11 protein-coding genes are annotated in these 9,692 nt (G+C 68.9%); 6 read left to right on the top strand and 5 right to left on the bottom strand.

Features of this window, described 5'->3' with window-relative positions; genetic code table 11:
- Positions 1 to 194: 194 nt before the first annotated feature.
- The gene (cofC, locus tag ACLM5J_RS10910; RefSeq protein ID WP_413656437.1) at positions 195 to 833 is read right to left on the bottom strand and encodes a 2-phospho-L-lactate guanylyltransferase; all 639 of its coding nucleotides are present in this window, start codon (positions 831 to 833) and stop codon (positions 195 to 197) included.
- 119 nt (positions 834 to 952) lie between these two features.
- On the opposite strand from cofC, the gene ACLM5J_RS10905 reads away from it, so the two are divergent.
- Both ACLM5J_RS10905 and ACLM5J_RS10900 read left to right on the top strand, forming a co-directional pair.
- Entirely contained in the window at positions 953 to 1,720 is a 768-nt protein-coding gene (locus ACLM5J_RS10905; RefSeq protein WP_413656436.1) for a lysophospholipid acyltransferase family protein, read from the top strand.
- Positions 1,717 to 2,718, top strand: a complete 1,002-nt coding sequence (locus ACLM5J_RS10900) for an NAD(P)H-dependent glycerol-3-phosphate dehydrogenase (protein ID WP_413656435.1) — start codon at positions 1,717 to 1,719, stop codon at positions 2,716 to 2,718. The genes ACLM5J_RS10905 and ACLM5J_RS10900 overlap by 4 nt, the downstream gene beginning before the upstream one ends.
- 28 nt (positions 2,719 to 2,746) lie before the next feature.
- Here the strand turns inward: ACLM5J_RS10900 and ACLM5J_RS10895 are convergent, their stop codons facing one another.
- Positions 2,747 to 3,829, bottom strand: a complete 1,083-nt coding sequence (locus ACLM5J_RS10895; protein ID WP_413656434.1) for a trans-sulfuration enzyme family protein — start codon at positions 3,827 to 3,829, stop codon at positions 2,747 to 2,749.
- Positions 3,830 to 3,887: 58 nt separating this feature from the next.
- Here ACLM5J_RS10895 and pyrE point away from each other — a divergent pair, with 58 nt between their 5' ends.
- On the top strand, positions 3,888 to 4,442 hold the full coding sequence (gene pyrE, locus ACLM5J_RS10890) for an orotate phosphoribosyltransferase (RefSeq protein WP_413656433.1): 555 nt from the start codon (positions 3,888 to 3,890) through the stop codon (positions 4,440 to 4,442).
- A gap of 35 nt (positions 4,443 to 4,477) precedes the next feature.
- Positions 4,478 to 5,605 (top strand): D-alanine--D-alanine ligase family protein, encoded by a 1,128-nt coding sequence (locus ACLM5J_RS10885; protein ID WP_413656432.1) that lies wholly within the window; start codon positions 4,478 to 4,480, stop codon positions 5,603 to 5,605.
- Here the strand turns inward: ACLM5J_RS10885 and ACLM5J_RS10880 are convergent, their stop codons facing one another.
- Positions 5,606 to 6,115, bottom strand: a complete 510-nt coding sequence (locus tag ACLM5J_RS10880) for a DUF3515 domain-containing protein (RefSeq protein WP_413656431.1) — start codon at positions 6,113 to 6,115, stop codon at positions 5,606 to 5,608. It lies immediately after the preceding gene.
- A gap of 2 nt (positions 6,116 to 6,117) precedes the next feature.
- Positions 6,118 to 6,354, bottom strand: coding sequence for an Lrp/AsnC family transcriptional regulator (locus tag ACLM5J_RS10875; RefSeq protein WP_413656430.1), 237 nt, complete (start codon positions 6,352 to 6,354; stop codon positions 6,118 to 6,120).
- A 118-nt stretch (positions 6,355 to 6,472) separates the two neighbouring features.
- Here ACLM5J_RS10875 and ACLM5J_RS10870 point away from each other — a divergent pair, with 118 nt between their 5' ends.
- Positions 6,473 to 7,444, top strand: coding sequence for a thiamine-phosphate kinase (locus tag ACLM5J_RS10870; protein WP_413656429.1), 972 nt, complete (start codon positions 6,473 to 6,475; stop codon positions 7,442 to 7,444).
- Between the two features lie 108 nt (positions 7,445 to 7,552).
- On the opposite strand, the gene rpmB is transcribed toward ACLM5J_RS10870, so the two are convergent.
- A complete protein-coding gene (rpmB, locus tag ACLM5J_RS10865; protein WP_110205992.1) occupies positions 7,553 to 7,738 on the bottom strand; it encodes a 50S ribosomal protein L28 in 186 nt (61 codons plus the stop codon).
- Between the two features lie 269 nt (positions 7,739 to 8,007).
- Between rpmB and ACLM5J_RS10860 the strand changes: the two genes are divergently transcribed.
- Complete coding sequence (locus tag ACLM5J_RS10860) at positions 8,008 to 9,681, top strand: DAK2 domain-containing protein (protein WP_413656428.1); 1,674 nt, start codon at positions 8,008 to 8,010, stop codon at positions 9,679 to 9,681.
- Positions 9,682 to 9,692 lie beyond the last annotated feature (11 nt).

Raw genomic sequence — 9,692 nt, 5'->3', positions numbered from 1 at the left:
AGAAGGCCGCTGCCAAGAAGACGGCGACCAAGGCTGCTGCTCCGGCTAAGAAGGCCGCCGCCAAGAAGGCTCCGGCCAAGAAGGCAGCCAAGAAGTAACGACGTCGGTGATCGACTGACGTGCTTTTCGTTGCAGGCGCTCCACCGTGAGGTGGGGCGCCTGTCGCCTTTCAGCAGCGGCGTCGCCGGCCGGCGTCAGGAAGGCTCGTCGAGCCCGACCACTGCCCGGGTACGGGGACCTACACCCAGGGCGATCGCCTTAGCGAGATCGATCGCATCGTCGACGTCCTGGCGCAGCGTCCGCAACGCGCCGGTGATCTCGACGGCGCCGCCGTCCAGATGCCGTTGCGCGGAGCCGACTCCGTACTTCGGCGCGAACGCGGCCGCCTCGCTGGCCAGGTAGAGCACGGTTCCGGTCCCGGCGCTGTCGCGGACGAAGGCGGTCCCCGACGAGGGGGCCGACGCCAGCGCCTGGGCCAGGTCATCGCCTTGCAGTGCAGGGAGGTCGGCACACATCGCGGCCACCGGCACGCCGGGCCACCGGCGCTCGCTCTCCAACGCGGCCTGGGTCAGGCTCGCGTTCAGATCCCCGCTGACGCCGTCCGGCATCACCGTGCATCCGGCGTCGCGGGCTGCGGTGGCGAACTGGTAGTCGTCGGTGACGACCAGCACCTGACCGACGGTCTCGGCGCTGAGCGCAGCGCTGATCGCGTCGAGAGCGAACGCCGTCGCCAACGCCACCCGTTGCTCGTCGGGCAGATCGCCGAGACGCGACTTGCCGACCTGCGGCGGCTTGACCGGGATCAGGACGACGTACTGCACGGGGTTAGACATGATGCTCCGATTCTTTCATCCGCAAAGGAACTCTGCGTGGCCGGGAGCGCGCCAGGCCACCAGCGAGTAACCTGCAGGTTCAAGATGTGGTTCGTTGAGAGGAGCAGAGGCGAGTGAGGGTGCGCAAACTCGATCGCCCACGAGGCTGGGGCTTCGTGATCGGTGCGGGAATCCTCAAGCCGTTGCTCTACGCGACCACCAAACGTCGTTGGCTGGACGGGACGAAGATCCCGGCGACCGGTGGCTGCGTCGTCGTGGTCAACCACATGACCCACGTCGATCCGCTGACCACCGCCCACTTCGTCTACGACCACGGCCGGCTCCCGCGTTACCTGGCCAAGGCCGGCCTCTTCGACGTCCGGGTGCTGGGCACCTTTCTGCGCGGTGTCGGCCAGATCCCGGTAGCGCGGCTGACCAACGAGGCAGCCGGTGCCTACGACGCCGCGGTCGCCGCCGTCGAAGCGGGGGAGTGCGTGGTGATCTACCCCGAGGGCACGATCACCCGCGATCCGGAGTTGTGGCCGATGACCGGCAAGACCGGCGCGGCTCGGATCGCTCTGGCGACCGGCTGTCCGGTGATCCCGGTCGCGCACTGGGGCGCCCAGCAACTGCTGGCCCCCTACGCGAAGAGGCCGAGTCTCTTCCCGCGCAAGTTGGTCACCTACCAGGTCGGTGACCCGATCCAGCTGGACGACCTGCGGGCCAAGCCGATCAGCCCCGAGGTGATCCACCAGGCCACCGATCGGATCATGGACGCGATCACCGAGCTCTTGGCGGGCCTTCGTGGTGAAGAGCCGCCTGCCGTTCGATTCGACCCCCGGGCACGTGGGGTCAAGGAGATCGGCAATCCCCACACTGACGATGAGAAGGGCGGAAACCGTCGATGAGCAAAGTGGCGGTATTCGGAGCCGGTTCCTGGGGCACGGCCTTCTCCCTGGTGCTTGCGGACGCCGGCAGCGACGTCGCGCTGTGGGCACGGCGTGAGGATGTCTGCGCCAACATCAACGAGCGGCACGAGAACAGCGACTACCTGCCGGGGATCGCCCTGCCGCACCAGATCAGTGCGACCCACGACCCCGAACGGGCCGCGGCCGGAGCCGATGTCGTCGTGCTCTCGGTGCCGTCCCAGACGCTGCGCGAGAATCTGGTCAACTGGGCCCAGTTGATCCCGCCCGACGCGCTGGTCGTCTCCCTGATGAAGGGCGTCGAGCTCGGCACCTTGGAGCGGATGAGCGAGGTGATCAGTGACGTCGCCGGGATCGACCCGCGCCGGATCGCCGTCGTCACCGGGCCCAACCTGGCCAAGGAGATCGCGCGCCGTGAGCCGGCCGCCTCCGTGGTCGCCTGCTCGGACGACGACAACGCCCGCAGGCTGCAGAAGCTCACGCACAGCAAGGCGTTCCGCCCCTACACCTCCAACGACGTCGTCGGTTGCGAGGTCGGCGGCGCCTACAAGAACGTGGTCGGTCTCAGCGTCGGCATGGCGGTGGGCCTGGGCTTCGGTGACAACACCACGGCGTCGGTGATCACCCGTGGCCTGGCCGAGACCGCACGACTCGCGGTGGCACTGGGGGCCAACCCGATCACCTTGATGGGTCTGGCCGGCCTCGGTGACCTGGTCGCCACCTGCTCCTCGCCGCTCTCGCGCAACCGCAGTTTCGGCGAGAAGCTCGGCCAAGGGATGACCACCGAGGAGATCATCGCCTCGACCCGCCAGGTCGCCGAAGGCGCGAAGTCCTGCAAGTCACTGCTCGCGCTGGCGCAGCGACACGGCATCGACGCGCCGATCGCCGAGGCGGTCGACGCCGTGATCGACGGCAAGCTGAGTGCGAACGGCCTGATGGAGGCGTTCATCGCGCGCGACACCAAGGCCGAGCTGGACTGACCTGCCCGGCCACTGAGCCAGCTACGGCTCAGTGGAGATCGTCGAGGCAGCGCTCGAGGTCGTCCCAGAGGTCCTCGACGTCCTCGATGCCGACCGACATCCGGACCAGGCCTTCGGGGATGGTGGCCGGCTCCGACTTCCACCGCCGACGGCGTTCGAAGGTCGACTCGACCCCACCCAGACTGGTCGCGTTGATCCAGAGCGAGGTCTTGTGGGTCAACAGATCCGCGGCCAGAGCGCCCTCAGCCACCACGATCGAGATGATCCCGCCGAACCCGGGATAGCGGACCTCGCTGATCGCCGGGTGCGCCGAGAGGCGGCGGACCAACTCCTGGGCGTTGGCCTGAGCCCGCTCGACCCGCAGGTGGAGCGTGCGTAGGCCACGCAGGGCCAACCACGCCTCCATCGGGCCGGGGACGGCACCGATCAGGTCACGGCGTCCCTTGAGCACCCGGTACAGCTCCTCGTCCCGGGTCAGTACCGCACCCATCAGCACGTCGCTGTGCCCGGCGATGTACTTGGTGGCGGAGTGCACCACGATGTCTACGTCCAACTCCAGCGGCCGCTGGAGTACCGGGGTGGCGAAGGTGTTGTCGACGACGAGGTAGGCACCCGCTGCGTGGGCGGCCTCACGGATCGCCGGGATGTCGGCGACCTCCAACGCCGGGTTGGTCGGACTCTCGAGCCAGACCAGGGCGGCGCCCTCGCAAGCGGCGATGACCTCGTCGAGGTTGGTCAGATCGACGAGTCGGGCCTTCAACCGACCTCGGGACTCCAGGTCCGCCAACTGCATGATCGTCCCGTTGTACGAGTGCCGCGCCGCCACCACGACCTGGTCGGTGCCGACCAGGTCCAGGACCGTGGCCACCGCGGCCAGGCCGCTGGCGAAGCTCAGGCAGCGTCCGCCCTCCAGAGCGCCGAGCGCCTCCTCGAACGCTGCCCAGGTGGGGTTGCCGAACCGGCCGTACTCGACATCGCCGCCGGCGACATACGTCGAGGCGAAGGTGACCGGAACGTTCATCGGCGCGTCGGGTGTGCTCGGCGGACGTCCCACGGTGACGGCAACGGTCGCGGGTCGGTAGGAGGAAGCTGCGTCCTGGTCGTTGGCCATGGTTCTCACCCTAGTGGCGAGTTTCAGCGGCCACCGAGCGGTAGGCGATGATGGTCCGGTGACCGATGCGAACGCCGCCCAGCCCGACGCCACTCTCGCCGCAGACATCGACGCCTGCTGCCGTTTGAGCGGGGAGTTCACCCTCCGCTCCGGCCAGGTCGCGACGGAGTACTTCGACAAGTACCTCTTCGAATCGCAGCCGGCGCTGCTGGACCGGGTCGCCACGCAGATGGTCGGTCTGCTCCCTGCCGACACCGAACTGCTCGGCGGTCTGGAGCTCGGCGGTGTGCCGATCGCCACCATGGTCAGCGCCAAGACGGGTCTGCCCGCGCTCTTCGTCCGCAAGAAGGCCAAGGAGTACGGCACCTGCAAGCTGGCCGAGGGACCGGACGTCGCCGGTCGCCGGGTCACCTTGATCGAGGACGTGATCACCACCGGCGGCGCGGTCCGCGACGCGACGCGTGAGCTGCGCGCCGCGGGGGCGATCGTGACCACGGTGGTCTGCGCCATCGACCGCAGCCCTGCCGACGTGAACCCGTTGGCCGACGTCGAGCTCACCGTGCTGCCGGTTCTCACCAAGGCCGACCTCGACGCCGCGCGCGCCGAATCCTGAGCTGTTGTCGGCAACCGCTAAGGTCGGGGATCGTCATGAGTGATCCCCAGCGCCAGTCCAAGCCCGTCATCGCCGTCGTCTTCGGTGGCCGGTCCAGCGAACACGTGATCTCGTGTGCGACTGCCGGCAGTGTCCTGCAAGCGATCGACAGCGACGCCTACGACGTGGTGCCGGTCGGCATCGCGACCGATGGGCGTTGGGTCCTTCCCGACGCCGACCCGGAGAAGCTGCGGATCGTCAGCGCCACCGAACTGCCGTCGGTCCCCGGCGATGCGACGCCGGTGGCCCTCACCCCTGGCGACGGCGCGGCCCGGTTGACCAGCTCGCCCGCAGGTGAGCCGCCGCAGCTGCTCGGCAACGTGGATGTGGTCTTCCCCCTGCTGCACGGTCCGTGGGGCGAGGACGGGACCCTGCAGGGGATGCTGGAGATGTCCGGCGTCCGCTATGTGGGGGCCGGTGTCCTGGCCTCGGCGATCAGCATGGACAAGGCGTACATGAAGGTCGTGCTGACCGGTGCCGGTCTGCCGACGATGCCGTCGGTGGTGGTCACCGCCCGTGAGTGGAAGGCCGACGAGGCCGGCGCGCGGGCGAAGGTCGCCGAGCTCGGATACCCGGTCTTCGTGAAGCCCGCCCGGGCCGGCTCCTCGATGGGCATCTCCAAGGTGCACGACGCCTCCGAGCTGGAGGCGGCGATCATCGAGGCCCAGCAGCACGATCCCAAGGTTCTCGTCGAAGCGTTCGCCGAGGGTGCCCGTGAGATCGAGTGCGGCGTGCTCGGGCGCCTCGACGGTGGCGCCGACACCAGCGTCCCGGCCGAGATCAAGATCGGTGGCGACCACGAGTTCTACGACTTCGCCGCCAAGTACCTGCCCGAGGAGAGCACCCAGCTCGATGTGCCGGCCGACCTGCCGGACGCGATCGTGGCTCGGGTACAGGAGTTGTCGGTCGGCGTCTTCGAGGCGATGGGTTGCGAGGGTCTGGCCCGGGTCGACTTCTTCCTGATGCCCGACGGTTCGCTGGTGGTCAACGAGATCAACACGATGCCGGGCTTCACCCCGACCTCTATGTACCCGCGGATGTGGGCCGCCTCCGGCGTCTCCTACCCGGAGCTGGTGGAGCGTCTGATCGCGTTGGCGCTCGCCCGCGACACCGGCCTGCGCTGATCAGACACAGCGCTTGACCTGCTTGAGGTGGGCCAGCACCGCAGTGGAGACCTCGGAGAGGACCCCGGCCGGTGGGCGCCGCTCAGCGGGCACGTCGAGCCGGACGTTGGGGGTGATCCCGATCGTGGTCATGCTCAGTGGCGAGTCGGGGGAGCCGGCCTGGTCGGGGTCGATGAACCAACCCACCCCGTTGACCTCGTCGCAGGCCGAGTAGTCGTTGAACGCCGCCGGCATGTCGACGCCACAGGTGACGATCGTCGCGGGGTCACCCCACGCCCGGGCGAGCGCATCGGCGGGGTCGGTCTCGCGTTCCTCGTCGCCGTCCAGGGAGTCGGGGAGGGCATCGAGCAGCGCACGACAGGCGCGTTCGTCGGCGGCCGGCGGCCGGGGCGCGTCGACGTCGACGGCGTTGGAGCAGGCGCTCAGCGTGACGATGCTGAGGGCGGTGAGCAGGGCAGCGGGAAGAGAGGCGCGAGCGCGACGGCTCGTGCCGGTGGTGCGGTCCTTCATCGTCAGATATGCACCACAGGGCAGGTGAGTGTCCGGGTGATGCCGTCCAGGCCTTGAACCCGTGAGACGACGAGTTGGCCGAGTTCGTCGACGTTACGTGCTTCGGCGCGCACGATCACGTCGTAGGGGCCGGTGACATCCTCAGCGAGGGTGACACCGTCGAGGGCCGAGATCGCGCGGGCAACTTCTGCCGCCTTGCCGACGTCGGTCTGGATCAAGATGTAGGCCTGAACGACCATCGTTGCTCCCTGGGGTGATTTCCGGCGGTGGGACGGTGTGCCCCACTCCACGACAACCTACCTGCCATGAGGGCGTGTCGGCACCCGGCAGATGGTGGGCTGCTGGTGGGATGGGTCCATGTCTGCTGTGCCACTCGACCCTGCCCTGCCGATCTCCGAGGTCGGTGAATTCCCGCTGATCGCGGCGATCACCGAGATCTTCGAGCAGGGTGAGTCGGTGCTGGTCGGACCGGGTGACGACGCCGCGGTGGTCCGGATCCGCAACGGCCACATCGTGGTCTCCACCGATCTCCTCGTCGAAGGACGACACTTTCGGCGCGACTGGGTCCCCGCCGTCGACGTCGGTGCCCGCGCCGCCGCGCAGAACCTCTCCGACATCAACGCGATGGGCGGAGTGGCGCACTCGCTCACGATCGGCCTCGCCGCCCCCAGTGACCTCACCGTGGGCTGGGTCCTGGACTTCACCCGCGGCTTCGCGGCCGAATGTGCGAAGGTCGGCGCGAGCGTCGTCGGGGGAGACGTGACCGCGTCGAACCAGTTGACGATCGCGGTCACCGTGATCGGTGGCTGCACGGTCGCTCCGGTGCTCCGCTCCGGCGCTGAGCCCGGCGACGTCGTCGCGCTCTGTGGCCGTCAAGGCTGGTCGGCCGGTGGCTTGGCGGTGCTTGCCCGTGGTTTCCGTTCCCCCCGGGTCCTGGTCGAGGCCTACCGGCGTCCGGAGCCTCCCTACGACGCGGGACGGATCGCGGCTGAGGCCGGAGCGAGCGCGATGATCGATGTCTCCGATGGTCTGGTAGCGGATGCCGGTCACATCGCCCGCGCCTCTGGGGTCAGTATCGACCTCGTCGCGGAGAGCTTCGAGGTCGCCGAGCCGTTGCACGCCGTCGGCGCCGCTCTCGGCATGGACCCGCTCCAGTTCGTGCTCGGTGGCGGCGAGGACCACTCGCTGCTGGCGACGTTCGGTGCCGATGAGACGTTGCCGGCGGGGTGGCGGATCGTGGGTCGGGTCACCGAACCGGGCATGGACGGCCCGACGGTCACCGTCGACGGCGCACCCTATGAGGGAAGCGGAGGCTGGACCCACTTCTGACCGCGATGTCTGCGGTGCTCTGGTTCTGAGCACCGCAGCTACGCGTCGCGTGAGCGCAAACGAAAAGGGGCCCACACCGATGGTGTGGGCCCCTTTTCGTGTTCTGGGTTAGCGGGAGACCTTGCCCGCCTTAAGGCAACCGGTGCACACGTTGACGCGCTTGGGCGCACCGTTGATCGTGGCGCGGACGCGCTGGATGTTGGGGTTGAACCGACGCTTCGTGATCTTGCGCGACCACGGGCGGTTGTTGCCGAAGCCGGGCTTCTTGGCGCAGATGTCGCAGACGGCAGCCACCGTGTACTCCTGAATGGATCGAGGTTAGGAAACTTTTGAGCCGAGCTCCACACGCATGCGAGGGCCGCTCGAGCAACCGAAGTAGGTTATCCGATCAACACCGAAAGCCTGAAATCCGCAGGAATCACCGGTGCTGATACCCCTTGTCGCAGAGCTACGACAAGGGCCATCGTGCCACACCCGCGCGGAACGAACCATTAGGGTGACATCGCTGCCGGGATCGCCGGTCGCAGCGAACCGACGTCAGCTCTGTGGAGAGGGGGCCAACCGTGGTGGAGAACGCCCCCACAGATCTGCCCACGTTGGTTCGGTTCGCCGAGGCTGCGACCACGGCCCTGGCCGAGGCCCGCGAAGAGATCGACGCCCTCAACGTCTATCCGGTCCCGGATGGGGACACCGGCACGAACCTCTTCCTGACCGTCTCCGCCGCCCGGGATGCGGTGCTCGAGGTGTGCAGTACCTCGGTGGCCGCAGAACACGACAAGTTGTTGGCCGCCTACGCCGCCTTCGGTCGCGGGGCGCTGATGGGTGCGCGCGGCAACTCCGGAGTGATCCTCAGTCAGATGCTCGGCGCGATGGCGCAGCGGCTGGCCACGGTCGCCCGGGACGACGAGGCGCAGGCCGCAGCCTGGGCCGATGCGATGGTCAAAGCCACCGACGCCAGTTACGAAGCGGTCGGGACCCCCGTCGAAGGCACCATCCTGACCGTAGCCCGCGCCGCCGCGGATGCCGCCGTCGCGGCCGTTGCCGAGGCTGAGGCCGACGCCCCCACACCTCGGTTCGCGGTGGCCACCGTGATCACCGCAGCAGCCGAGGCGGCCCGCGAGGCGTTGGCGCGGACCCCGGAACAACTGCAGGTGCTCGCCGACGCCGGTGTCGTCGACGCCGGCGGCCGCGGCCTCTGCGTCGTCCTGGACGCTTTGGAGACGGTGCTGACCGGACGCCGACCGCTGGACACTGCCGTCCCGCGTGGACAGCGCACCATCCCGGTCCCGTTGCCGACCGGCGATCTCACCGCCGACGGACCCTCCTACGAGGTTATGTACCTCCTCTATGCCGACGACAAGGAGATCCCCTGCCTGCGGTCCACCCTCGCCGGACTCGGTGACTCCCTGGTCGTCGTCGGTGGCGACGGCCTATGGAATGTCCACGTCCACGTCGACGACGTCGGCGCGGCGATCGAGGCGGGGATCGACGCCGGTCGACCGCAGAGGGTCCGGGTGACCCACTTCGCGGAGCAGGTCGCCGAGGCGCGGACGCGGCCCGTCGCCGCGTCGGCCTCGGGCCGTCGGGTGGTGGCAGTGGCTGCCGGCGACGGGCTCGCCGAACTCTTCGCCGAAGCCGGTGCGGTCGTCGTCCGGGGTGGCCCGGGTGAGCGCCCCAGTACCGGGATGCTCCTGGCCGCGATCCGTGAGGCCGGCGTCAGCGAAGTCGTGGTGCTGCCCAACGATCCCGACTCGGTACGGGTCGCCGAGATCGCGGCGCGGACGGCTGAGGAAGAGGACGGCCTCCGGGTCACGGTGATCCCCAGCCAGGCGCAGGTCCAGGGGCTGGCGGCGATCGCGGTCCACGAGCCGGGGCGCTCCTTCGACCAGGACGTGTTGCACATGACGGCGACGGCGAGCCATGCGCGCCACGGCGCCGTCACCATCGCCGCCAAGCAGGCGATCACGATGGCGGGGCCCTGCGAGCCCGGCGACGTGCTCGGCGTGATCGAGGGCGACTTCGCGATCGTCGGCTCTGAGCTCGGCGCCGTCGCAGCCGGGATCGTGGATCGGCTCCTCGGCGGTGGTGGTGAGCTGGTCACCCTGGTGGCCGGAGCCGACGGTGCGGAGTTGGCGGCGTGGTGCGAGGAGTACGTCGAGTCGGAGCACCCGACTGTCGACGTGATGGTGTACGACGGGGGACAGGAGCGGTACCCGTTGCTGCTCTCGGTCGAATGACGTCGGAGGTG

The sequence above is a fragment of the Nocardioides sp. Bht2 genome, assembly GCF_047308515.1.
GTDB lineage: Bacteria > Actinomycetota > Actinomycetes > Propionibacteriales > Nocardioidaceae > Nocardioides.
This window is presented reverse-complemented; position numbering and strand designations above follow the sequence as displayed.

Bases quoted from the DNA above. Each gene is read 5' to 3' on its own strand.
- ACLM5J_RS10880 (WP_413656431.1), bottom strand. From the start codon at position 6,115: ATGAAGGACCGCACCACCGGCACGAGCCGTCGCGCTCGCGCCTCTCTT.
- ACLM5J_RS10895 (WP_413656434.1), bottom strand. From the start codon at position 3,829: ATGGCCAACGACCAGGACGCAGCTTCCTCCTACCGACCCGCGACCGTT.
- ACLM5J_RS10900 (WP_413656435.1), top strand. From the start codon at position 1,717: ATGAGCAAAGTGGCGGTATTCGGAGCCGGTTCCTGGGGCACGGCCTTC.
- ACLM5J_RS10885 (WP_413656432.1), top strand. From the start codon at position 4,478: ATGAGTGATCCCCAGCGCCAGTCCAAGCCCGTCATCGCCGTCGTCTTC.
- cofC (WP_413656437.1), bottom strand. From the start codon at position 833: ATGTCTAACCCCGTGCAGTACGTCGTCCTGATCCCGGTCAAGCCGCCG.
- ACLM5J_RS10870 (WP_413656429.1), top strand. From the start codon at position 6,473: ATGTCTGCTGTGCCACTCGACCCTGCCCTGCCGATCTCCGAGGTCGGT.
- ACLM5J_RS10875 (WP_413656430.1), bottom strand. From the start codon at position 6,354: ATGGTCGTTCAGGCCTACATCTTGATCCAGACCGACGTCGGCAAGGCG.